At 34.0% G+C, this 23,721-nt stretch carries 24 protein-coding genes; 1 reads left to right on the plus strand and 23 read right to left on the minus strand.

From position 1 onward, the window contains the following. Positions 1-138 precede the first annotated feature (138 nt). Genes dinG through dapB form a run of 5 tightly spaced genes read right to left on the minus strand, consistent with a single transcriptional unit; the run spans position 139 to position 7,119 of the window. Positions 139-2,940, minus strand: a complete 2,802-nt coding sequence (dinG, locus tag MHI02_RS11310) for an ATP-dependent DNA helicase DinG (RefSeq protein WP_216883499.1) — start codon at positions 2,938-2,940, stop codon at positions 139-141. A gap of 60 nt (positions 2,941-3,000) precedes the next feature. Further along, positions 3,001-3,984, minus strand: coding sequence for a biotin--[acetyl-CoA-carboxylase] ligase (locus MHI02_RS11315; RefSeq protein ID WP_047185036.1), 984 nt, complete (start codon positions 3,982-3,984; stop codon positions 3,001-3,003). Continuing rightward, the gene (locus tag MHI02_RS11320) at positions 3,960-5,159 is read right to left on the minus strand and encodes a CCA tRNA nucleotidyltransferase (RefSeq protein ID WP_341165920.1); all 1,200 of its coding nucleotides are present in this window, start codon (positions 5,157-5,159) and stop codon (positions 3,960-3,962) included. Before MHI02_RS11320 ends, MHI02_RS11315 begins: the two co-directional genes overlap by 25 nt. Before the next feature lie 15 nt (positions 5,160-5,174). Further along, positions 5,175-6,350 carry an N-acetyl-alpha-D-glucosaminyl L-malate synthase BshA gene (gene bshA / locus MHI02_RS11325; protein ID WP_341165921.1) on the minus strand — a complete coding sequence of 392 codons (1,176 nt, stop codon included), beginning with the start codon at positions 6,348-6,350 and terminating at the stop codon, positions 5,175-5,177. Further along, a complete protein-coding gene (gene dapB / locus MHI02_RS11330; RefSeq protein ID WP_047185033.1) occupies positions 6,328-7,119 on the minus strand; it encodes a 4-hydroxy-tetrahydrodipicolinate reductase in 792 nt (263 codons plus the stop codon). Before dapB ends, bshA begins: the two co-directional genes overlap by 23 nt. 451 nt (positions 7,120-7,570) lie before the next feature. Between dapB and MHI02_RS11335 the strand changes: the two genes are divergently transcribed. Further along, positions 7,571-8,446, plus strand: coding sequence for a YitT family protein (locus MHI02_RS11335; RefSeq protein WP_341165922.1), 876 nt, complete (start codon positions 7,571-7,573; stop codon positions 8,444-8,446). A gap of 32 nt (positions 8,447-8,478) precedes the next feature. Here MHI02_RS11335 and MHI02_RS11340 read toward each other — a convergent pair whose 3' ends face one another. From MHI02_RS11340 to menG, 18 genes are all read right to left on the minus strand, one after another. After that, positions 8,479-9,156: a zinc metallopeptidase gene (locus MHI02_RS11340; protein WP_379566110.1), complete on the minus strand. Its 678-nt coding sequence runs from the start codon at positions 9,154-9,156 to the stop codon at positions 8,479-8,481. Positions 9,157-9,222: 66 nt separating this feature from the next. Next, on the minus strand, positions 9,223-9,480 hold the full coding sequence (locus tag MHI02_RS11345; protein ID WP_341165923.1) for a sporulation protein YpjB: 258 nt from the start codon (positions 9,478-9,480) through the stop codon (positions 9,223-9,225). 155 nt (positions 9,481-9,635) lie between these two features. After that, positions 9,636-10,202, minus strand: a complete 567-nt coding sequence (locus MHI02_RS11350) for a DUF1405 domain-containing protein (RefSeq protein WP_047185030.1) — start codon at positions 10,200-10,202, stop codon at positions 9,636-9,638. A gap of 172 nt (positions 10,203-10,374) precedes the next feature. Beyond that, positions 10,375-11,151: a menaquinol-cytochrome c reductase cytochrome b/c subunit gene (locus MHI02_RS11355; protein ID WP_047185029.1), complete on the minus strand. Its 777-nt coding sequence runs from the start codon at positions 11,149-11,151 to the stop codon at positions 10,375-10,377. A gap of 16 nt (positions 11,152-11,167) precedes the next feature. Beyond that, positions 11,168-11,842, minus strand: a complete 675-nt coding sequence (gene qcrB, locus MHI02_RS11360; protein WP_047185028.1) for a menaquinol-cytochrome c reductase cytochrome b subunit — start codon at positions 11,840-11,842, stop codon at positions 11,168-11,170. Positions 11,843-11,848: 6 nt separating this feature from the next. After that, positions 11,849-12,361, minus strand: a complete 513-nt coding sequence (locus tag MHI02_RS11365; RefSeq protein WP_047185027.1) for a QcrA and Rieske domain-containing protein — start codon at positions 12,359-12,361, stop codon at positions 11,849-11,851. Between the two features lie 323 nt (positions 12,362-12,684). Beyond that, a complete protein-coding gene (locus MHI02_RS11370; protein ID WP_145523805.1) occupies positions 12,685-13,143 on the minus strand; it encodes a DUF2487 family protein in 459 nt (152 codons plus the stop codon). 78 nt (positions 13,144-13,221) lie between these two features. Further along, positions 13,222-13,794 carry a ReoY family proteolytic degradation factor gene (locus MHI02_RS11375; protein ID WP_047185025.1) on the minus strand — a complete coding sequence of 191 codons (573 nt, stop codon included), beginning with the start codon at positions 13,792-13,794 and terminating at the stop codon, positions 13,222-13,224. Positions 13,795-13,815: 21 nt separating this feature from the next. Further along, a complete protein-coding gene (locus MHI02_RS11380; protein ID WP_145523804.1) occupies positions 13,816-15,078 on the minus strand; it encodes a tetratricopeptide repeat protein in 1,263 nt (420 codons plus the stop codon). 165 nt (positions 15,079-15,243) lie between these two features. Beyond that, positions 15,244-16,530: a 3-phosphoshikimate 1-carboxyvinyltransferase gene (aroA, locus tag MHI02_RS11385; protein WP_341165924.1), complete on the minus strand. Its 1,287-nt coding sequence runs from the start codon at positions 16,528-16,530 to the stop codon at positions 15,244-15,246. 21 nt (positions 16,531-16,551) lie between these two features. Beyond that, positions 16,552-17,652: a prephenate dehydrogenase gene (locus MHI02_RS11390; protein ID WP_047185022.1), complete on the minus strand. Its 1,101-nt coding sequence runs from the start codon at positions 17,650-17,652 to the stop codon at positions 16,552-16,554. Positions 17,653-17,654: 2 nt separating this feature from the next. Next, a complete protein-coding gene (aroH, locus tag MHI02_RS11395; RefSeq protein WP_047185021.1) occupies positions 17,655-18,023 on the minus strand; it encodes a chorismate mutase in 369 nt (122 codons plus the stop codon). Continuing rightward, positions 18,020-19,090, minus strand: coding sequence for a 3-dehydroquinate synthase (aroB, locus tag MHI02_RS11400; protein WP_047185020.1), 1,071 nt, complete (start codon positions 19,088-19,090; stop codon positions 18,020-18,022). The genes aroH and aroB overlap by 4 nt, the downstream gene beginning before the upstream one ends. Further along, positions 19,090-20,259 (minus strand): chorismate synthase, encoded by a 1,170-nt coding sequence (gene aroC, locus MHI02_RS11405; RefSeq protein WP_047185019.1) that lies wholly within the window; start codon positions 20,257-20,259, stop codon positions 19,090-19,092. The genes aroB and aroC overlap by 1 nt, the downstream gene beginning before the upstream one ends. Before the next feature lie 137 nt (positions 20,260-20,396). Next, positions 20,397-21,173, minus strand: coding sequence for a CheR family methyltransferase (locus MHI02_RS11410; RefSeq protein ID WP_047185018.1), 777 nt, complete (start codon positions 21,171-21,173; stop codon positions 20,397-20,399). A 66-nt stretch (positions 21,174-21,239) separates the two neighbouring features. After that, a complete protein-coding gene (gene ndk, locus MHI02_RS11415; RefSeq protein WP_047185017.1) occupies positions 21,240-21,686 on the minus strand; it encodes a nucleoside-diphosphate kinase in 447 nt (148 codons plus the stop codon). Between the two features lie 310 nt (positions 21,687-21,996). Next, positions 21,997-22,968, minus strand: coding sequence for a heptaprenyl diphosphate synthase component II (gene hepT, locus MHI02_RS11420; RefSeq protein ID WP_047185016.1), 972 nt, complete (start codon positions 22,966-22,968; stop codon positions 21,997-21,999). Positions 22,969-23,013: 45 nt separating this feature from the next. Further along, the gene (gene menG / locus MHI02_RS11425; protein ID WP_047185015.1) at positions 23,014-23,721 is read right to left on the minus strand and encodes a demethylmenaquinone methyltransferase; all 708 of its coding nucleotides are present in this window, start codon (positions 23,719-23,721) and stop codon (positions 23,014-23,016) included.

A 23,721-nucleotide genomic window follows, 5' to 3' on the forward strand; every position in this document is an offset into this window, starting at 1 on the left:
TTCAACAAAAAATTTCTACACCCCTACCATTACAAAAAACATTTATACTGATGCTCCTGCATCAGTATTTTTTTTAAAATAAGTTTACATTCGAAAATCAAGTTCATTTAATCTCCTACGAAAGGCTTTTGCTTTTGTTCAAAACCACTTTTTAGCTTTTTCCATAAGCTCATTCGTGGAATCAAACGTAATAGGTACTTCTGGAATAGAATTTATAAAATATTTTCCATATCGCGCTTTTATTACCCTAGCATCACAAACAAAAACAATTCCACGGTCATTGGAAGATCGTATTAATCGACCAAACCCTTGTTTAAAACGAATAACAGCATTTGGTAGCGAATATTCCATGAAAGGATTTTTCCGTTTTGTTTTTAAATAATTAGCTTTTGCTTCATAAACCGGATGGTTAGGTGGTTGAAATGGTAGCCTAACAATCATTAAACAAGATAGGTCATCACCCGGTATATCGACTCCTTCCCAAAAAGAGCTGGTTCCTAAAAGTATAGATTGGTTAAAGGATTGGAAGTTTTTCTTTAATCTTGATCTACTTCCACTTGTTATCCCCTGTGCAATAAGCATATATTGACCAATATCCATTTTCTCTTTAAGTATTTTATACGACTTTTTTAACATATCATAAGATGTAAAAAGTACTAACATTCTTCCGTCAGTAATATTAGCCAAATCTAAAATGGTTTCACTTGTAGCCAATATAAAATCATCCATGTTCCTGTAATTAATTTCTGGAAAATCATTTGGTATCAATAATTGTACTTGATCTCGATACGAAAATGGTGAGGTTATTTTTTGAGTAATGTAAGGTTTATTTGATAAACCTAACCTTTCCACCATAAAAGAGAAGGAATTAGCCATTGTTAACGTAGCACTAGTTAAAATAACACTTTCCTTTTCATCAAAAAATTGCTCAGCAAGAAGTGATGAAATATCTGTCGGTTCACAATATAAGTAAACAGCATTGTTCTTTCCTTTTGTATCGATTTCAATCCACTTCGCCTGTGGAATGTCTATATCTGAGATAATTAAAATTTCAAGACTATCAATGAAGTTTTGTAATAGAACTTTTAATCCATTTAAATCTTCTTTATCATATTTGTCTAGCCATTCTTCCTGATCAAATTTTTGTTCTAAAGATGAGATAACGTGAATTAAATCTCTAAAATAAAACGTTAATCTTGTTGCCATCTCCGTAATAACATTCCAAGTTTTATAGTCCTCTTTTTCCTTTTCATATCGATATTGAACTCTTCCTATATCACTTAAAGCCATATCTCTTCTCATACCGAGAACATAATGATACAGAGTTCGGAATAATTCTTCTACTTCATATTTAGTGGAATCGAGAATATCATCCCATTGCTTCATAAGATTTTCTACTTGTAACGCATAAGGGGCTATAACTTTTCCAAGTAATTTATTATTTTCATGAGAATGTCCAATTTGATTTAGTGTATACTGAATCGTTATATAGTCTAACTTTAACCCATAATGATGTGCTGCCGTTTCTTCAAAATGATGGGCTTCATCAATTATTACCTTTTTATAGGGTGGTAAAAATTGGTTATCATTAAATATATCCGTGCATAATAGAGCGTGATTCGTAATAATAATATTAGCTTGCTGAGCTCTTCTTTTCGCTTTTTGATAATACGATTTAGAAAACCACGGGGAATAAGGATCTAAAACACCTTCTGACTCTGTTGAAACATTTTTATAAAATAAATAACCACTAGCAGGTAAGTTTATCTCATCTATGTCCCCTGTCTCCGTTTCGGTAAGCCATACTAATATCATTGCTTTTGTTAAAATAATATCGTAATTATCTTTATTACCATGTTGCAATTCATGAGCAAATTTTTCTAAGCTAATATAATGACTTTTTCCCTTTAATAAGGCAACCTGAAATGGAAAAGGTACGATTTTTTCAAGTAATGGAATGTCTTCATCGAGTAATTGGGATTGAAGCTGAGTCGTGTAAGTACTAATAATAATCCTCTGTTTTGATTTAACAGAGTCATGGATAGCCGGTATTAAATAGGCTAATGACTTTCCTGTACCCGTTTCTGCTTCGATTAGGGCATGTTTTTTTCCTTGAAAAGAATCAAAGACGGCTTCAGACATTTCCCTTTGTCCCATTCTTTTTTCATAATGATTCATATTTTGCTGTAATGTCCCGTTTTCTTCGTATATAACGTCCAGAAAATCTCCAAACGACTGGATATCCGTACTGCTGGGTTGGGCAATACTTTCTGTCTTTTTAAACGCCAAACCTTGAAAAACTTCCACATTTGCATCCTCTTCTGTTGAAAACGCCAATTCCTTTAGTCTATTGGATAATAAACTAGTTAAATCAGACTTAAACATGTTTTCTAGTTTAAGTAATGTATCCAATGTCTCATATGGAAGCGAAAATAACTTTTCTTTTAACTTCAAAAGTATTTTCGCTGTAACATAAGCATCTGATAATGCCCGATGTGGATCGTCATGATAAATATCCAAAAATTCAGCTAACTGGCTCAACTTATAACTCGGTGATTGTGGGAACAAAATACGAGATAATTCTACTGTATCAATTATTGGATTATTTAGGGCGTTTTTTCCACTATTCCTCAATTCCGCATTTAAAAAACCTAAATCGAAAGGTACATTATGTGCAACAAGGTAACTATCCTTAAATAAAGAAATAATTTCATCAGCTTTATCATGAAAAAAAGGCGCATCTTTCACGTCTTCATTATTTATTCCGGTAAGATTAGTTATGAAAGGTGGAATAGATTTATTAGGATTAAAAAAACTTGACTTCGTTTCTATTATCTGGTCGTTTTCAATGACTACAATACCCGCTTCAATAATCTTATCGTCATTTACTGGGGAATGACCAGTTGTTTCTAAATCAATGACTACATATCTATTTTCCATTAGTTAGTCCACCTACCTTTCTAAATCCTGAATGAACCGGATTCTATTGCAACCTCTTTGTTAATCTTTAAACCAATCAATTTCAGCTGAATACAGTGTTGTTCTATTTCCATCCATATCTTTGGTAATAAGTGCCCCGTCATTCGTTATTCCAAGAAATGGAGCTTTCCAATGACTTTTCATTGTTTTTATTGAAATCTCTTTCCCCATTTTAAAACCATAACTTTCCCATTTCTCTTTAATGTCTGCAAAACCATGTTCTAAATAATAATCATATGTTTTTTCAAATGTAACTAATATTTCTTGAATTAAATCATTTAGTTTCCATTCAGTATCTGTTTCCACCCTTAGTGATGTTGCTTTGTAGTTTATATTTTCCGGTAGTTCTTCAATTGTATGATTTACATTTAGCCCAAAGCCAACAATAACATACCATATACGATCCTGTTCAGCTTGCATTTCAGTTAATATACCTGCTGTCTTCTTACCGTTAATTAAGATATCATTCGGCCATTTAATTTGTGGTTCAACGTGAACATAGTTACGAAGAACATCAGCCAATACTGTTGCAGTTAATAATGTCAATTTTGGTGCTTCTTGAGGGGGGATTTCTGGCCTTAAAATCATACTAAGCCAAACCCCTTTCCCACTCGTAGATTGCCAATTACGAGTGATTCTACCTCTCCCCTTAGTTTGTTCATCCGCAACTATCACAGTTCCATTTATTGCATTATTTTGTGCCTCTTCATGGGCTACCGTTTGGGTGGATGTTACTGTATCAAAATGCTTAATATTTTTACCTAACCATTTTGTTTTTAATCCCCATTTAATCGTATTTTCACTCATTTTATCTGGGAATTTAATAATTCGATAACCTTTGTTAGACTTACCTTCTATCTCATAACCATCTTTTTTTAATTCGTTTATATGTTTCCAAACCGCACTTCTTGAAATATTTAATTCATCCGATAACATTTGACCGGAAATATATTGATCATTATTTTTTGACAAGAGATTAATTAATTTATTTCGAGTGGATTCCATTTTATCCAATCCTTTATATCGTTTTTTCTATTTTTCAGATTACCAAAAACAATTTCCTTTTCAACCATCGTTAATAATTTTTGAATCCACGGTCCTTTTTTTATATTCGGGTACCAGGATATTAAATCATTACCGTTAACACATAGTTCTTGACGAGACTGTATCGGTAACGAGTTGTATACCTTGTCCAAATCATTTTCATCCAGTAATGCAGGGTGAAAAATATTCATGATATTGGTAAAACCCTTATAATACCTTCGATCAAGCGTATATACGAGCCATTTATCAATTCCGTATTTTTCAAATAAGGAATAGGCTTGTACAATAGCAACAGCTTCCTGTTTAACTTGATTGGAACATTTCCATTTCTTCACCCATTCTATCACACTAACTCTTGTATCTAATAAATGAAAAAACGCTATAATTTCTCCAAATGAATGTAAAGGTTGTATCGAATCTGGAACTTTATAGATTAAATCTGGAATATCTGCAAAAATAGGCAGATACTTATAACTTTCAGATTCCTTCATATAATGAATTCCATTTTTCAGATAATGACCTGCGAACAATTTACCAAATTCCTTTGTGATTCTTTCAATTGCTAAATTAGATATATCTTCACTTACTTCTTTCATCTCTTTTAGCGTCTGCGGATCGATCTTAAATCCGAGTTGACTTGCAAACCTTAACGCTCTAATAATTCGTAGAGAATCTTCCTTAAAACGTTCATAGCCGTTTCCAACTGTTCTGATAACCTTTTTTTGAATATCTTCTTTTCCGCCAAAGAGATCAATAATATTTCCTGTAAGATCCATTGCTAATGCATTTATCGTAAAATCTCGCCGTTCTAGATCCTTATCTAGTTGATTTATAAAAGTAACGGAATCAGGGTGACGTTGGTCTGAATATCTTCCTTCCACTCGGAAAGTAGTTACTTCATAAGGTACATCATCATAGACAACAATAACAGTGCCGTGTTCAATCCCAACTGGAATAACTTTTGGGAAAATTTGTTGAATGGTAGTTGGAGTTGCAGAAGTTGTAATATCCACATCCCCAATTGGTCGCTTTAATAAAAAATCACGAACACAACCACCAACGTAATAAGCCTGATGGTGATGATTTTCAATATTTTCTATGACCGGCCTTGCTTTTATAAATGGCTCACTAATCATTCCAATCACCATTTCTTATTTTTTTATTACATCGAAATATAATTTTGTATACTGATTAACAATTTCTTCAGATTTAAAAGTTGTTTTGGCATGATTATAGGCATTTTGGGAAAACTGTTCTAACTTTTTATCGTCTTCAAACAATTTAATCGCATAATTCGATGCCTGTTCAATATTTCCTGATTTAACGATAAAACCTGTTTCTTCATGTTTAATAACTTCAGGAATGCCTCCAACATTTGTTCCAATACAAGGAACTTTACATGCCATTGCTTCTAGCAATACTAAGCCGAAGCTCTCTTTCTCAGACAGTAAGAGCATTAAATCAGATATGGATAATAAATCACTTATGTTATTTTGTTTTCCTAAAAACAATACGTCGTCATTCAGTCCCAATTTATGTACTAATTGAACGATATCCGAATATTCCGGACCGTCACCGACTAAAAGTAACTTACTATTAACCTTACTTCTAATACGATTAAATGTCTTAACAATTAAATCCACTCTTTTTACTTTTCGGAAGTTAGATATATGGATAACCACTTTCTCATTTGGTGATATTCCAAATTCCCTCTTCAGCATTTTATTGTCCTTACGGTAATATTCTTGTTCATTTATAAAATTATAAATAACGGAAATATCTTTAGTCGTTTTAAGCATGTCTTTTGTTTGTTCTACTAGATTATTGGAAACGGCTGTTACAGCATCCGATTGTTCAATCCCATATTTAATCATTTTCTTAAAGGTATTATCTACTCCTAATACCGTAATGTCCGTTCCATGAAGTGTTGTTACAATTTTCACATCGTGCTCTGCCATCTCTTTTGCTAAAATGGCACAAATAGCATGTGGGACAGCATAGTGTACGTGTAAGACATCTAACTTTTCCTGATCAATCACATCTGCCATTTTAGTCGCCAAAGCTAAGTCATACGGTGGATATTGAAAAACAGGATAATGTCCCATTTCCACTTCATGATAAAAGATATTAGGGTAAACTTTATCTAAACGAAAAGGAAGACTTGATGTGATAAAGTGAATTTCATTGCCTTTTTCCGCAAGCATTTTTCCAAGTTCGGTAGCGATCACTCCTGAACCACCGACTGTGGGGTAGCATGTAATTCCTATTTTCATATTTTTCTCTCTTCCTTTGTTTAAATTCAAATTAAATAACATTTTCCAATCCATAAACTAGCTCATTCAGTTCAAAAACTTTTTCCACAGAAAATTTAACTCCATCCATAAAAGAAGCACGATTAAATGAGTCATGTTTAATGGAAAGTAATTGTCCATCCCCACCAAAAATAACTTCTTGATGTGCAACAAGCCCAGGTAATCTAACACTGTGAATCCTCATGCCATCCATTTCTGCCCCACGTGCACCATTCAATGTTTCTTTTTCATCCGGATGACCTTGAGATTTTAACTCTCTCGTTTCTCTAATCATCTCAGCCGTTTTCACAGCTGTTCCAGATGGAGCATCTAATTTATTATCGTGATGCTTTTCGATAATTTCTACATCTGGCATATATTTTGCTGCCATTTGCGAAAATTTCATCATTAGTACAGCACCGATGGCGAAGTTTGGCGCAATAATTCCACCTAGGTTTTTATTTTTAGTTAATTCTTTGAGTTCCGTAATTTGCTCTTGAGAAAATCCTGTAGTCCCAATAACCGGTCTAATATTGTGTTCAATTGCTTTTTTAGTATGTACGTATCCTACCTCTGGTATAGTTAAATCAACTAGAACATCTGCTTCTACTGAATCAAAACACTCATCAATATCTTCAAAAATTGGTACATCCAGATTAGGGAATTGCGTTAGGTCCATTAATTTTTTTCCATTATTCTTATTGTCTAAGCATGCAACAAGACGGAAATTTTCTTCATTTGTAACCATTCTTACTGCCTCAGATCCCATTTTCCCACGTGGTCCTGCAATTATAATGTTAATCATCGTTAATTCCTCCAAATCATATTAGTCTATAGGTATCCATCGATCATATCTTTTGTTTTAAACTTCGTATTTGCTAAATCAAATACTTTAGATAGGTCATTATTATCTTTCCCGTCTGCATATGTGTAACGAAGGCATTTACCTACAATTTCTTTTTGTAATGTAAATTGGTTTCTTTATTTCACTTACCCTTTATTTAAGATATCTCTTTAATGTTAGCGAATTGAGGGCGATTTGACAAATCATATACTTCTGTAAAAATGTTACATAGAAACTAAATTTGTCTATACTAATAATAAAGCGAAATATTTAAGGAGGAATTATCTTCCTCTTTAAATATTTAGTTGAACCTAAGGCCTTGATGGTTGCCCATCATTATTTACGCTCTAATTTATTCTACATCCTATGGAGACACGATAAACGGCTTAAAGATTAACAGGAGGAATTTTAAATGAATATATTTGGTTTAAGGATTAAAAATATTGTATTTATTCTTTTGGGTGCTGCTATTTTTTCATTTGGTATTGTTCATTTTAATATGCAACATAATTTAGGGGAAGGTGGATTTACAGGTATTACATTGTTGCTTTATTTTTTATGGGGAATCGATCCAGCCATAACAAATATCGTTTTGAATATACCTGTATTTTTTATTGGTTGGAAATTTTTAGGTAGGAATACATTTATTTATACGATTATAGGTACCTTTGCAGTTTCCTTGTTTTTACGTTTATTTCAAATTAAACCATTTGACATTCATTTAGAGCATGACATGTTCCTAGTTGCTTTATTTGCCGGAGTATTTATTGGAATTGGATTAGGAATTATATTTAGATATGGAGGAACAACCGGTGGTGTAGACATTATCGCTCGTATCGTCAATAAAAATGTTGGATGGTCAATGGGACGAACGATGTTTCTCTTTGATCTAGTAGTTATTACAACCTCTATTTTTGTCATTCTGGAATTAAGTGAAGGAATGTATACTTTAGTAGCAGTATATGTCGCTGCAAGAGTAATTGACTTTTTACAAGAAGGTGCTTATTCTGCAAAAGGGGCGACAATCATCTCCGATCACAGTGATGAAATCGCAGAATTAATAAAAAAGAAAATGGACCGAGGAGTCACTGTTTTGGATGGACGCGGAAGCTATTCTGGTATAAAACGCGATGTTCTATACTGTATTGTAGGAAGAAACGAAATTGTTCGTCTAAAAAGTATTATTCGAAACGTAGACCCTCACGCATTTGTTGCAGTAACAACCGTACACGATGTATTAGGAGAAGGATTTACGTTAGATGAAAATAAAAATCCTCTAACAGAATGATACGAAAAAAGGATGGTAAGCACCATCCTTTTTTAATCGTCATTTGCAGCTACAAATATTAAAATAAACCTTACTAACTCTGCTACAGCTGTTAAAGCAGCAGCAACATATGTCATAGCAGCAGCATTGAGAACTTTTTTCGTTTCCCTTTCCTCATTATTCCGGATAATACCCGAGGAAACAAGTTGGGACATCGCTCTGTTTGAAGCATCGAATTCAACAGGTAAAGTAACCAGTTGAAACAGTACAGCGGCTGACATAAAGATAATACCTAAAAGAAGCCAATTCATTGCACCAAAAATTAAACCAGCAAATATAAAGAAAAATGATAAATTTGATCCAATATTTGCCACAGGTACTAAGGCACTTCTAAACCTCAAGAAAGCATATTCTTGTTCATCTTGGATGGCATGACCAACTTCATGCGCAGCGACTGCTGATGAAGCCATTGAATGACCATGATAATTGTCAGTAGAAAGTCTTACAACTTTTTTACGTGGGTCATAATGATCCGATAAAACTCCTTTTGTTTCTTCAATGCTTACATGATACAAACCGTTATCGTCTAATATCTTCCTTGCTACTTCTGCTCCGGACATATGCGAAGACGTCGGTTTTTTGGAGTATATTTTGTAGGCATTCTTAACTTTTGACTGTGCCCATAAGGGAATTATGAGTAAAAGAGCGATGTAAATGATATACCCTGCCATCTTCATTCCTCCATTAAAAATTTCTATCTTTCTTAAGGTCAATTTTAGTCAAATTAATAAATTTAGTCAATTATTATGACGATCTTTTTTATTATGCTTTTTTTCACCCTTATATTTTCTCCAACTTACATAAGATAATGTAATCCCAATACTTCCAGCAACAATAACTACCGCCCATATAGTCGGACTCCACTCAAATATATTAATCGAGAAGAAACTTGCACGAATGGAACTTGCTTCTACTGTATGATTTCCTAGTTGAAATACGATTATCCCTATGATCAATGTAAACGTTAACACACGATGCACTTTTTTATTATCCATAGAGATCACCCCACATACGTCTTAATTCAATGTATGTTATGGAGTTCTATTATATAACTAACTATCTTCTAGATATGCAACAAAGAATAAACGTTCTTATCCTACATAATTGCCATTAAGCCATTTGTCGAACCTATTAGCGAATCCCACGTTTTCTAATTATTTTTAACAGTTAATCCATAAGCAATCAAAATGGAAATAATACTTAACCAAAAAGTAAAATAACCTATACCATCCATATAATTATGTAAAGATGAATAGTTTGGCATCATTCCGAATACATAGTCGATGATATCATTATGTAAAACAAATATTGCTGCTACTGCGATATGCTTTAACTTTATTGTATAAAATGGCGCATATAGCAATCCCTGAATGGCCATACCTAAATGGGAGATAATTAACATATAACCTGTCCAATGTAAATAACCCTCTATTACTAGGGTGAAAATATTCATCACTACTGCCCAAATGCCATATTTGAATAAAGTTGTAATTGCTAAAGCCTCAATATAGGGTAAATGTTTATGGAAGATAAAAGCAATTAAAAAAATGGTGAAAAATAAACTAGCTGTTGGACTATCTGGAACAAATGGTAAGAAAATTGGTGGGGTGATTGCTAATTGATCTTTGTACCAATAGTACCCATAAATAGTCCCTAATAAGTTTACGAAAAATAATCCAATTAGAAAACGTTTGTCAAGTAATATCATTTTTAACATTTTCTCATCATTCCTTTATTGATAAAGTGTTACTTTACTAAGACCTATCGTTATGTTTAGAAAACGTGGCATTCGCTATTACAGTTTAGTGATTGCATTAGTTGCACGTTCCTATTTACTAAATAAGAAGCACCTTCCTACTCAGTGAAGGTGCTTCTTATTTATCGTTTAATTATTCAGCTGATTCGTTAACTGTAACAATGAAATCGGCTAATTGTTCTAACTCTTCATCTGAACCAGTAAATATTCCTGCAGGCATTGATCCAGTACCATTAACTGCGATATCGGCAATTTCCTCTGCAGAATGTTCAGTACCAACTAGAGTCGGTGCTGCTGGTCCACCTTCTAATTCGCCACCATGACAAGTCATACAGCTGTTTTCATAAACAGCATACCCAGGATGATCCGTGTCAATTGTGACAGAAGATTGAGGAACTGGTTTATTTGCTTCAGCTCTTGCTTCCCAATCTACATGAGAAGCAGATGTGTATGTTAACCAAATAGTTCCTATCAATGCTAGTATCATCATTCCCACTGCAATAGGACGTTGATGCGGCCTGCGTCCCGGCCCATTGTCCAAAAATGGAGCAAGTAATAATGACCCAAAAACAATACCAGGAATTCCAAGAATACCTAATAATACCCAATCTCCACTAGCAAATTCATATTTTAAAAGTTCATATAAGAATAAGAAATACCAGTCTGGTAGCGGTATGTATGCAGCGTCAGTTGGATCTGCCATTCCTTCTAATGGTGATGGATGTGCTAATGTTAAACAAAGAAATCCTACTAAGAATACTGCACCTACTAACCATTCTTTTAATAAAAAGTTGGGCCAAAATGCTTCGGTTCTACCAGGATATTCAGAATAATCTTTTGGTATCTGCGATGTTTTTTCCGAGGAGATACGAGAGTCTCCAACAAATTTCATACCTTTACCCCTATGCATGCTTTTCCCCTCCTTTTTATAGTGGTCCAGAAATACCTTGTCTACGGATTAAGATAAAGTGTGCAGCCAGAAGTCCGAATAATGCTGCTGGCAAGAAAAATACATGGATAGCAAAGAATCGAGTTAATGTCTGTGCCCCAACAATAGATGCATCCCCTGCTAACAATGTTTTTAATTGTGTCCCGATTAATGGAACTTGTTCAGCAATTTCTAAACCTACTTGAGTTGCAAAATATGCTTTGTTATCCCATGGTAATAGGTATCCAGTAAATCCTAGGCCTAACATAACAAAGAATATTAAAACCCCAACAATCCAGTTTAATTCACGAGGTTTCTTATACGCACCTTGGAAAAACACTCGCAACGTATGTAATAGTAACATTACAATAACAACACTTGCGCCCCAATGGTGCATTCCACGAACAATTTGCCCATGTGCTACCTCTGTCTGTAAGTAGTATACAGATTTCCAAGCGTTTTCAATATCCGGAACATAATACATCGTTAAAAACATTCCAGATAGGATTTGAATAACGACTACAAAAAATGTCAATCCGCCAAAACAATAAACAAATGCTGAAAAATGATGCGCTGGATTAACATGTTCAGGTACTTCGTGGTCAGCAATATCACGCCAAATAGGCGTAATATCTATACGTTCATCGATCCAATCATACATTTTTTGAAGCATAAACCATTACGCCCCCTTTCTTGATATTGTGTTACCTAAAAATAAAATCCCATCTCTTATTTCTTGCTCATAAATAGCTAATGGTGCAGTTGGTGGTGTACCAGGTATGTTTGTCCCATCTTTTTCATATCGACCATCATGACATGGGCAATAGAATTGGTTTGGATATTGTTCACTACCTTCCCAAGAAACAACACAACCGAGATGAGTACAAATCGGGGATAAAGCCACTATATCTCCATTATCGTCTTTATATACCCACGCAGAACGACTAGGCTCAGATTCATACCAACCATCTACCTGTGTAATTGTCCAATCCACACGTTGTGGTTCGCTTGTAATGTCGTCAACAGATATGCCGACATTGACTAAGTCACCAGAAGTAGATTCCTTCAGCACAGGATCGATTGCCATTCGAAGCGGAGATACCAATAAACCTGCTGCCATAAACCCCCCTACACCTGTAAGCGTATAATTTAGAAACTGTCTTCGGGATACTTGTTGTTTTTTGTCACTCACGAATTTCCCCCCTCTTTTCCATTATCACAGACTAAATTTAATAAACAGATTACTAGGACAATACCAATGATAGCGCAATCTAATTATTCGGTCAATAAATAACCTAAAGTTATTACTTAATTTGTATTGAAAAGAACCTATTTTCAGGAATTTGCAATTTTTTTATTAGAGATAGTTCAAGAAAGGCGGTAAAAATGATACTTCGAATTTCTTACAAAAACTCTCATACTCCTATGTAGGGCAGCGTTGCAATGACGAATAATTGGAGTCCAAAGACGTTGTGTTTTTACCGACTCAATCCTTTTTGAACACACACTATTCATTTACCAATACGAACGAATTAGTTCACTTATTTCTGAAACCTGCCCACGAACCATTTGTTGTACTTCCTTAGATATTAAGTCTGAAGTCGGAAACCCTGGTAACCATATTAAAGTACCCGCTAAATCTTTTTCAACTTTTTTCCATTGCGAATCAAATGTAATGAAAAATATATGTTTAAAGGGCTGTTCCTGGACGTTCGCCACCCATAAATTCAAGCGGTCTTTTTCCTGTTCTAAATCACTTGCTTTTATATAGTGATAATTAGGAGTTAATAAAAGCCTACCTGAGAGTTCCTTTTCCATTTCTGTTAGAAAAAGAGCAAGAGCCTCATTTTGAAATGAATCTTTTGATAGCTCTTGATCCTTAGCCATTTGAAATGGAATTAATGGGATGATTACCGTATCTATGTATTCTTTCGCTTCAACATATTGTTCCATGTCATTCTTTCTCCATTTCACTATACATCCTCCTTTCTGAACACGCATCTATTTGAAATTTCAATATACATCTTATCTTAAAACAAAAAAAAATCAACCTTATTGCTTTTGCAATCTGGGTTGATTAAACATTTTCTCCAATTCATTTAATTCTTTCGATAGTTTAATAAACTTCTCTTGATCCAATTCATCTAGAGCATTATCAATTTCTTGTTGAAGTATTTTCTTTTTATAATTAAAAACGGTTTTATCTAATAATTTTTTAGCCAATAATCTATCTTTTTTTGTAACAAAATAATCATCTGGTACGAATGGATTCTCTTCTATGACAGAAGCATAGTAAGCATGCTGATGGGACTTACTAAAGTTTAGTTGAATATATAAATCCTCATCTTGATTCATACGAATATCATGAAACGACTTTTCAGCATCTGTCGTAACTATGTGATCTTTATAAAATCGAAAAGGAACCTCAGAAGAACATTGACTCGTTATCACTATACCTCTAGGACAAAACTTTACATCTCTTACAAAATGCACTTTGTTTAAGACTTGTTGATGGTTAAGAATATAATTCAATATCCAAACGCTCTCTCTTTTCTTTAATTGATAATTTTTTAAAAACCATTGAATAAAACTTTTTTTGTCTTGGCGAGAGATAGGAGTATTCATTTAGTTCCCTCCTTTAATCCATTATATATCGTCTTCACTTGTTTGCTTCAAACGATGAAGAAATTCTTCCGTTTCAGCATCTAAAGGTACGATGGAAAGGTATGATTTTAATACTGGTATTGCTTGTTCTATCCTCCCTTCTTCCGTTAGAAAATAGCCATATTCTTTCAAGAAGTCACTATCTTGATTTAAACCATTATATGCTTCATTATAGTGTTTTAATGCATTATCAAATGATTCTATTTCATTATTTGCTCGGGCTAATTCCCAGTCATACAAGGAATCCTCCGCTCCAGTTCTTTTTATTTCATTAAGCAAATCAATAATTTTCTCATGTTCATCCAAGTTTTTGTAATGATCCACCAAGGATAATACGGCCTGTTTATAATCTGGATCTAACGCAATCGCCTCTCTTAAATATGTTTCCACTTCTTTTGTATTATTGAGTTTATTGGCAACCATTGCCGTTATAAAAAATAATTCTTTATTAAATTCATCAAATTGCAGACCTTTTTGGGCCGTATGAAATGCTTCCTCTAATCTCCCCTCATCTTCATACGCCTGTGCTAAATGTTGGTATACTGTGTGATAATACGGATCAAGCTCAACGACTTTTTCCCAAGCCTTTATAGCAATATCCACTCTGTCTGCTTGATATGCAATAATTCCATAACGATAAAGATAATCAGGATCTTTTTGATCATTGTCCTGATAGTAGGTTAAAGCTTTTTCGTATTCGCCAATCGCCGCATTTGCTTCTCCCAATCGGCTTAAAAGAGAAATGTTTCCCACTTCCTCCACTTTTACTTTTTCGTAGTATAAAATCGCCTTTTTATACTCTCCGATTGAAAAGTATAATTCTCCTAATGCAAAATCAATAATTTCCTCGTTAGGTTCTAATTGTTTTGCTTTTAATAACTTCTGCTCAGCTACCTCAAATAACCCTTGTGCTTGATATAAATCTGCTAACTGGATTAGAGCTTGGGTATAAGCAGTATCCCCTTCGTTGACTTGATTCAATAACTCCATAGCTTGTTCGTCTTCTTCTATTTCAATATAAATCTCTGCAAGTGTAATTAATATTTCACTTTCGGTAGGATATTTTTGCAGTAATTTATGTAAAATAGTGCTCGCTTCTTGTAAAAAACCTATTTGCATATACATTTGTGCAATCGTAAATTTTTCGTCATCACTTGCTTTTGACTCATACTGTTTTAATAATTGTATTGCTTTTTCGGCTTGATTATTCTCCAATAATTGATATGCTTCAAGTATGGTGTCCATTTGTACACTCATCCTTTCATTTGATTAAGTAAAACTTAAAAGACCAATCTATAGGTATATTATATTTTAATTAACACGCTTTGTCTCAGCTAGATTCTAACATAATATGAAAATTTTATTCTAAAAGGAAAAAGAGCCTACAAAAAGGTAAGCTCTTTTTTAATTCTATATTAAGGAATTCAAATGATCAAAGAAACTTGGGTATGAGATAGATATGGATGATGCATCATCTATTGTAACATGATCGTTTGCAACTAGTGAAGCGATTGCGCTCATCATAGCTATTCTATGGTCGTGATATGATAATACTTTTCCACCTTTTAATGGGGTTTTTCCTTTGATAATTATACCGTCTTCTGTTCCTTGAATGTTTGCGCCTAAAGTAGATAAAACATCAACTACTGCCGCAATTCTGTCTGTTTCCTTTACCCTTAATTCTTCCGCATCTTTAATGACTGTCTCCCCATTAGCTTGTGAAGCTAATAAGGCAATAATTGGAATCTCATCAATTAATCTAGGAATAATCTCCCCGTCAATCGTTATTCCATTAAGTTCTGAATGGCGGATTGTAATATCCCCAATCCATTCCCCACTAACGAATCGTTTATTTTTAATTTCAAGGTCTGCGCCCATTTTTAATAAAACATCAATAATCCCTGTTCTAGTTTCATTCAATCCTACATTTTTTAAGGTAATTTCACTGCCTGGAACAATGGCACCTGCTACAAGGAAAAAAGCTGCAGAAGAAATATCGCCTGGCACTTGTACATCAGAAGCAATTAGTTCGTTATTACCGGTCACCGTTGTAGATAAACCATTTCTAATAATATCTGCTCCAAATGCTTCGAGCATATTTTCTGTATGATCTCTCGTTCCAATTTTTTCAATTACTGTCGTTTTACCCTCTGCGAATAAACCTGCTAGTAATACAGCGGATTTTACTTGTGCGCTTTTTACAGGTAATGTATATTCGATTCCTCTAAGCTTTTTTCCCCGAATAGAAAGTGGTAAAAGCTTACCATCATTTCTTCCATCAATCGTTGCATCCATTTCGCGAAGTGGGTTTACAACCCGATCCATTGGGCGCTTTGTAAGAGACTCGTCTCCATAAATGGTAGTAAATAGGTTTAATCCTGATAGTATTCCAAGCATTAATCTTGTTGTTGTCCCTGAATTACCAAAATATAAAGGCTCTTTTGGTTCCTCTAACGCAGAAAAGCCTTTACCATGAATCGTAACAGTGGATCCCTCTTGCGTAATCGGAACACCCATAGATTGAAAAGCATGAATCGTACGCAAACAATCTTCGCCATCTAAAAAGTTAGTGATTTTAGTTACACCATTGGCTAAGGAACCTAAAATAATCGCACGATGTGAAATGGACTTGTCACCAGGTACTTTTATCTCTCCAGATAAAGAATGATTACAAGGTGCTAGTGTTACTTCTGCCATGTTTCTTTTCACTTCCCTTACTTATTCTTGAATCGTTGCTTCGTATCCATGATTCGCTAAAATATTTAGGCTATTTTGTTGTGTTTCTTTTGTATAGAAGCTTAAACGTAATGCTCCAGTTATACCTTCCCTAATCTCTAAAATTTCAATGTTTTTAATACTTATCTTCATATTTGCTAACAGTAATACGATGGATGCAATAGCACCTGGTTTATCGGCAATATCAACATAAATATCATAAAAACCTGGAATCGCTCCCTTATCCTTAACAGGCAATCCATCTCGATAATTTTTGGCATTCGTTAAATATGTAATCATTTCTTGTTTTTCATTATTTTCAACAAGAGATTTTATATCTGTCATCTCTTGTATCCAGCCTTCTAATAATTTTAAAAGCTTCTTGCGATTATGATAAAAAATATCCTGCCATAACTCTGGATTACTGGAAGCAATCCTAGTAATATCACGGAATCCCCCCGCTGCAAGATTCGGTAAAAAAGAGTGAGTTTCTTGCCATTTTCTTGCTTGATGAACGAGTGATGAAGCAATTAAATGTGGAAAATGAGAGACAACCCCAGTCATTTCGTCATGTTCGTCTGAATTAAGTACAACAAATTGACATTTTGTTTGTTTTAAAATTTCTTTCAGAGTCTTTACATGTGCTTCTTTACTGCGTATAGATGGAGTAAGAACATAAATTGCGTTTTCAAACAAATGTTCCTTCGCTGCTTCCACCCCTTTTTTATGAGAACCGGCCATAGGATGCCCACCTATAAATACAACCTTCTCATTTTGTATTTGTTTCGCAGACTCTATGATAGATCCCTTAACGGATGATGTATCAGTCACAATTACTTCTTTCGTTAAAGAAATTGTATCTAGTTCCTTTAGTAATCTAATAGTTTCTGATATAGGAGCGGCAAGGATAATAATATCTGCATGTTGGGCTGCTTCACTGAAATTTGTACTAGCCTCATGAATCATTCCATTATGTAATGCAAATTCTAAGCTATCCTCTTTTACATCAAATCCTATAACATGATTTTCGTTTGTTTTTGATATATTGATTGCAAGAGAGCCTCCAATTAGACCTAATCCCGCAATTAAAATTGTTTGATTCAAACTTATTCACCCTTAATTAAATCTGGTCTTAGTTTTACTGCTTCATTATGATAAATATGATGGATTTCTTCCTGCGGTGTCGTTGTATTGGTTACCATCATGATCCGAATGCATCTTTCAAGACTGTTAGGTACATCGATTTCTGCCATACACATGACCGGAACATATTTCCACCCTTCAATAGTCCTTAATACTTTTGCGGGGAAAGTAGCCGTTAAATCTTTAGTGACAGAAATAAACACATGGGATACATCATGTGCTTGTACCCTATTTTCCTCTATCATTTCTTCTAGTAAGTTTTTTGTGACATCTAAAATTTCCTTTTCATCATTAGCAAGCGCTGTAGTTGCCCCACGTATCCCCCGCGTCATCTTATCACCTTTTCCATAAACGATTGTAAGTATGAATCGATTACTTCATCATCAAAATCTTTCACAGTTGGTTTACCGACTTTCTCCAATAAGACCATTTGTATTTTTTTATTCGTAGCTTTTTTATCCGATTTCATTCGTTCGACTAATTTTTTACTGGTACATTCCCTTATATCAAGTGGATAATCATTGTTTTTAAACCAAGTAAGTAAGGATTCAAGAGGTAAATCAACCTCAAACTCTTTATTGCTTACATATAGTGCAAACAACAAGCCTATTGCAACTGCTTCTCCATGAGTTAATTTTCCATAACTCAATTCTGCTTCAATTGCATGACCTAATGTATGACCTAAGTTTAAATATTTTCTCACACCCGACTCATTTTCATCTTCTTCCACAATTTTCGCCTTTACTTTAATACCAAATGATAAATGTTTCTTTAATTCATCTTTTGAAATTTCGTTTAATCGTATATTCATTAATTGATTAAAAGTAGACTCGTTAGAAATTAGAGCTTCTTTAACTAATTCAGCATATCCGGAACGTATTTCTATATCACTTAGTGTTGATAATGTTTCCACATCGTAAATAACAGCTACTGGGGAATTAAAGTTACCAATCATGTTCTTGCCGAGTTCATGATTAATAGCTACTTTTCCGCCCACACTACTATCATGTGCTAGAATGGTAGTAGGAACTTGGATAAAATCTATACCACGCATATATGTAGCAGCCACAAATCCAGCTAAGTCTCCTACAACTCCCCCACCTAAAGCAATTACAAGGGATTGACGATCTAATCCATATTGAATAGCATCCGTATGTAACTGATAAAAGACATCTATGTTCTTTGATTGTTCACCAGCCGGAATGATGGATACATAAACCTTCTCATTCGCTAGACTTTCTTTAACCGCATCAAGGTGTAATTTAGCTACCTTATCATCTGTGATAATTAAGATAGATGAATATTTTTTTGTTAAATATTGATGAAGGGTATATCTAATACCCTCACCAATCATTATTTTATATTCATGTGTACTGGACTTAACTTCAAGCTTTTCCATTAAAAGCACCTTATTTCTTCACGATATTCATCTATAGCCTTTTTAAGTTTTGAGAATTGATCATTAGGAAATTGCTCCGTTATCGCTTTAGCAAGTTCAAATGCCACAATATGTTCCATAACTACTGAAGCTGCCGGTACTGCACAAGCGTCCGATCTTTCAACAGTTGCTTTAAATGGTTCTTTCGTTTCAATATCAACACTTTGTAGAGGTTTTAACATGAGAGTTGGGATAGGTTTCATCACTCCCCGAACTACAATCGGCATTCCAGAAGTCATGCCACCCTCAAAACCACCTAATCGATTCGTTGTACGGTAGTAACCTTTGTCTTCACTCCAAGCAATTTCATCATGAACTTCACTACCATTTTTTCTTGCTGCTTCAAACCCAATTCCAAATTCAACGCCTTTAAAAGCATTGATACTCATCACAGAACCAGCTATCCTTGCATCTAGTTTGCGATCGTAGTGTACATAGGAGCCTATTCCTGCAGGCATTCCTTCGACATAAACTTCACAGATGCCACCAATCGAATCTCCAATTTTTTTAGTTTCATCGATTTTATCCATCATTTCTTTTTCGACATCTTTATCAAGTACCATTACTGGGGACTCCGAAGAAATAGATTTCCTCTCTTCAATCGATAAGGAATCCATATCTTTAGCACGAATTCCAGCTATTTCTTTGACATAGCCAACAACTTCAATTCCAAGTTGTTTAAGCAATGTTTTAGCAACAGCTCCAGCAGCAACACGAGCAGCCGTTTCTCTGGCAGAAGAACGTTCTAATACGTTTCGCATGTCACGATGCCCATATTTTAATGCACCGTTTAAATCAGCATGACCAGGTCTTGGTTTAGATACAATCCTTCTTACTTCTACATCATCAGAAATAGGATCTTCCCCCATAATATTCGTCCAATGTTTAAAATCATCATTACTAATAACAAGTGATATAGGGGAACCTAAAGTGTATCCATGACGAACCCCGCCAGTAATATTAACTAAATCTTTTTCGATTTGTTGTCTTTTCCCTCTTCCATGACCACCTTGTCTACGTAGTAATGATTCATTAATAACCTCTTTTGTAATGGGCATTTGTGCCGGTAAACCTTCTATTATAGTTGTTAATTGTTTTCCATGAGACTCTCCTGCTGTTAAATAACGCAACTTACATTCTCCTTTTCCACGCATATTATTAGAATGCTAAATATTTTCTAACTACTATAGCATATATTCTATTATTTGTGATAAAAATTTTAGAAATAAATTAACTTTTAATAGCTGAAATGTTAAACTAACAAAAATTAAATTTTCTGATAAAAGAACGTATCTATTAATTTAAAGTTATATTGGTCAGGATTAAAAATTTGTTCTGTACTTCCGACAAATAGAACTCCGTTTGGTTTAAGGCTTTTTCCAAAACCTTTATAAATCATATCCTTAGCTTCATCCGTAAAATATATCACAACGTTTCGGCAGACAATGAAATCCATATTTTTAGGATAGGGATCTGCTAATAGATTATGTTTTTTATATGTAATATCTTTTTTTAATGACGGATCAATATAAAACAGTTGATTTTTTTCTGTAAAATATTTTTTTACTAGTGGTTGAGGAAGGTCTTTTAAAGCCTGTTTTGGATAAATACCATCCTTTGCACGTTGTAATACATTCTCATCGATATCCGTTGCTAGAATTCTAACTCTTATATTAGGAAAATACTCGCGTAATAAAATAGCCAAACTATAGGCTTCTTCGCCTGTGGAACAAGCTGCACTCCAAATAGATAACGACTGATTATTTTTTAATAATAGGGGAAATATTATATTTTTTAATACTTCCCATCTTTTTGGATTACGATAGAATTCTGAAACGTTTATTGTTAATCGATCAATAAATTCATTTAGTAATTCGCCATTTGTTATTAATTCATTATAATAACTTTTAAAACTAGTAAAACCACGTTTATTTCTTAGTGTTGTGATACGCCTTCTCATTTGCGCTTCTTTGTATAAATGAAGGTTAATCCCTAATTTGCTATGTATTTGATTTATAAATTGATAATAGTCTTCCTCTATCATCAATGAACCACTCCCTATACTTTCCTACTAAAAAACCTCCGTCACATCAAACGGAGGTATACTAAACTAATATATCCAAGAACTATCTTGTTTCTCATAAGATAGTATTTCATCTTGGTTGAAAAATAGGTTGATTTCACGTTCTGCACTTTCTGGTGAGTCAGAACCGTGTATCACATTTTTCCCAACAGTTAATCCATAATCTCCTCTTACTGTTCCAGGAGAAGCTTCAGAAGGATTTGTTTTCCCCATCATATTTCGAGCCGTACTTATTACATTTTCACCTTCCCAAACCATTGCGAACACCGGTCCGGAAATGATGAATTCTACCAACTCTCCAAAGAAGGGCTTTTCTTTATGCTCTCCATAATGCTGTTCAGCTAGTTCTTGAGAAATAGACATCAATTTAGCACCCGCAAGTTTATAACCCTTTGATTCGAAACGGCTTACAATCTCTCCAATTAAGTTTCTCTGTACCCCATCTGGCTTAACCATTAAAAAAGTTTTCTCCATAAATCTACACCCCTATATGTATTATACTAGACTTGATAAAAAAACTTGGCATTCGCTAAGGCGAATGCCTTAGTTGCACTTATACAGACGGGAAAGATTTTTCACTTTCCTACCTGCCTAGTAAATCTTATCAAATTTATTAGAAAATAACAACATATTTTATCCCACCTAAACGGGCAGTAAGACTCCCACCTCAAACTTTTGGGGTGACAAAGAAGGTAGGTGGGAGATCAACTGTCCGTAAAGGTCCGATAAGTGCGACTAACCATCAATAGAAATGAAGGAAAACCCCCACTGATGGAAGTCTTCTTTATGAGCGTCTCTTACCGATATATTTTGCTATATCTTCTAAAGTTTTTCTAGCCTTTTTATCTGGTAGACTTTTCAATGTATGAAGTGCCTTTTTTAAGTAAAGTTCACTTAATTCATAGGATTTTTCAATGGCGCCAACGGATTGTAATTTATTAATGATTTCATTCATTTCTTTTTTGGAGACATTTTCCGGATTATGGAAAGTACGTTTCAATAACCTATTAAAATCTTCATTTTGCATACCATATAGAATTGGCAGTGTAATGTTTCCTTGCAATAAATCATTACCTGCAGGTTTCCCGAGAACCTTCGAGGTAGAGGTGAAATCTAATATATCATCAATAATTTGATACGACATTCCAATGTAATATCCATATTGAAACATTTTCCTGGATTCTTTGTCTGATAGTCCCGAAACAACTCCACCTAGTTGACAACTAGTTGCTATTAATAAAGCAGTTTTTCTTTTGATTCTTCTTAGATAATTTTTCAAATCTTGGTTCCAGTTGAATCGATCTTTCATTTGTTCAATTTCACCAATGCATACTTCAACAATTGTCTTAGATAAAATACGATGAACATTAGGATTTTTAAGGGAAGTAATTTCCTCTAATGCCCTTGCTAATATATAATCCCCAGTATACATAGCAACTCGATTTCCAAATCTTTTTTTTATGGTTGGTTTCCCACGTCTTAATTCCGCTTCATCAATCACATCATCATGAACTAGGGTTGCCATATGTATTAATTCTAATGAAACCGCAACTTTTTTTATTTTTTCAATATCAAATTCACCTAATTGCCCCGATAAAAGTACAAACACTGGACGAATCCTTTTTCCTCCAGCATTTAATAATTCCGTTGAAGCATTACGTAAAATTGGATGATTAGCTTGAATTGTTTGGTGTAAAGATGTTTCAATAAAATCTAAATCTTTTTTTAAATATCCATATGTTTTTGGAAGTTTCATGTGCTTCACCTTTATAATTACACATCTAATGTGTACAGATTGTTTCTATTTTTTAAACCCCATATGCATCGCGGCGACTCCAAACGTATAACTTTTTACCTTTACTTTGGAGAATCCAGCTTCTTTAAACATTTGTTTTAATTTTTCTTTATTTGGAAAAGACCTTGTTGATTCATTTAACCAAGCGTATTCATCGTAGCTTTTGGCAAAAAGTCTACCAAACAAAGGCATAATAAAACGAAAATAGAAAAAGTATAATTGTTTAATACCGATTGTGGTAGGTTGTGACGTCTCTAAGCATACCACTTTTCCACCGGGTTTAACTACACGATACATTTCTTTTAAAACCGTCATATAATCAGGAACGTTTCTAAGACCAAACCCAATTGTTACATAATCAAATGAATTATCTTCAAAAGGCAATTCCATCGCGTTCCCATGTATTAGCTTAAGATGTTTCAAATTTTTCTCTTCTTTTTTCTTTTCCGCAATAGATAACATATTTTTACTGAAATCCAAACCAACAACAGATCCATTCTTGCCAACTGCCTTAGCTAAAGAAATAGACCAATCTCCAGTACCGCAACAAACATCTAAAGCACTGGATTTATTTTTAACCTTCATTCTTTTCATAACATCTTTTCTCCATGCTTTATGACGTTGAAAAGAAATAATCGAGTTCATCGAGTCATAATTTTTATAAATTTTTTCAAATACGTGATGAACACGTTCTTCTTTAGATTGTTCTTCCAT

The sequence above is a fragment of the Oceanobacillus sp. FSL K6-0118 genome, from assembly GCF_038006665.1.
Classification (GTDB): domain Bacteria; phylum Bacillota; class Bacilli; order Bacillales; family Amphibacillaceae; genus Oceanobacillus; species Oceanobacillus caeni.

Excerpts from the sequence above, each read along its gene's own strand:
- MHI02_RS11375 (WP_047185025.1), bottom strand. The coding sequence starts at position 13,794 with ATGAATACTCCTATCTCTCGCCAAGACAAAAAAAGTTTTATTCAATGG.
- dinG (WP_216883499.1), bottom strand. The coding sequence starts at position 2,940 with ATGGAAAATAGATATGTAGTCATTGATTTAGAAACAACTGGTCATTCC.
- hepT (WP_047185016.1), bottom strand. The coding sequence starts at position 22,968 with ATGAAACTTCCAAAAACATATGGATATTTAAAAAAAGATTTAGATTTT.
- MHI02_RS11340 (WP_379566110.1), bottom strand. The coding sequence starts at position 9,156 with ATGGCAGGGTATATCATTTACATCGCTCTTTTACTCATAATTCCCTTA.
- MHI02_RS11320 (WP_341165920.1), bottom strand. The coding sequence starts at position 5,159 with ATGATTAGTGAGCCATTTATAAAAGCAAGGCCGGTCATAGAAAATATT.
- qcrB (WP_047185028.1), bottom strand. The coding sequence starts at position 11,842 with ATGCTTCAAAAAATGTATGATTGGATCGATGAACGTATAGATATTACG.
- MHI02_RS11355 (WP_047185029.1), bottom strand. The coding sequence starts at position 11,151 with ATGCATAGGGGTAAAGGTATGAAATTTGTTGGAGACTCTCGTATCTCC.
- bshA (WP_341165921.1), bottom strand. The coding sequence starts at position 6,350 with ATGGATTGGAAAATGTTATTTAATTTGAATTTAAACAAAGGAAGAGAG.
- aroH (WP_047185021.1), bottom strand. The coding sequence starts at position 18,023 with ATGACGCGGGGGATACGTGGGGCAACTACAGCGCTTGCTAATGATGAA.
- aroA (WP_341165924.1), bottom strand. The coding sequence starts at position 16,530 with ATGGCAGAAGTAACACTAGCACCTTGTAATCATTCTTTATCTGGAGAG.
- ndk (WP_047185017.1), bottom strand. The coding sequence starts at position 21,686 with ATGGAGAAAACTTTTTTAATGGTTAAGCCAGATGGGGTACAGAGAAAC.
- MHI02_RS11410 (WP_047185018.1), bottom strand. The coding sequence starts at position 21,173 with ATGATAGAGGAAGACTATTATCAATTTATAAATCAAATACATAGCAAA.
- MHI02_RS11350 (WP_047185030.1), bottom strand. The coding sequence starts at position 10,202 with ATGTTAAAAATGATATTACTTGACAAACGTTTTCTAATTGGATTATTT.
- MHI02_RS11345 (WP_341165923.1), bottom strand. The coding sequence starts at position 9,480 with ATGGATAATAAAAAAGTGCATCGTGTGTTAACGTTTACATTGATCATA.
- MHI02_RS11380 (WP_145523804.1), bottom strand. The coding sequence starts at position 15,078 with ATGGACACCATACTTGAAGCATATCAATTATTGGAGAATAATCAAGCC.
- menG (WP_047185015.1), bottom strand. The coding sequence starts at position 23,721 with ATGGAAGAACAATCTAAAGAAGAACGTGTTCATCACGTATTTGAAAAA.
- MHI02_RS11315 (WP_047185036.1), bottom strand. The coding sequence starts at position 3,984 with ATGGAATCCACTCGAAATAAATTAATTAATCTCTTGTCAAAAAATAAT.
- dapB (WP_047185033.1), bottom strand. The coding sequence starts at position 7,119 with ATGATTAACATTATAATTGCAGGACCACGTGGGAAAATGGGATCTGAG.
- MHI02_RS11335 (WP_341165922.1), top strand. The coding sequence starts at position 7,571 with ATGAATATATTTGGTTTAAGGATTAAAAATATTGTATTTATTCTTTTG.
- aroB (WP_047185020.1), bottom strand. The coding sequence starts at position 19,090 with ATGGAAAAGCTTGAAGTTAAGTCCAGTACACATGAATATAAAATAATG.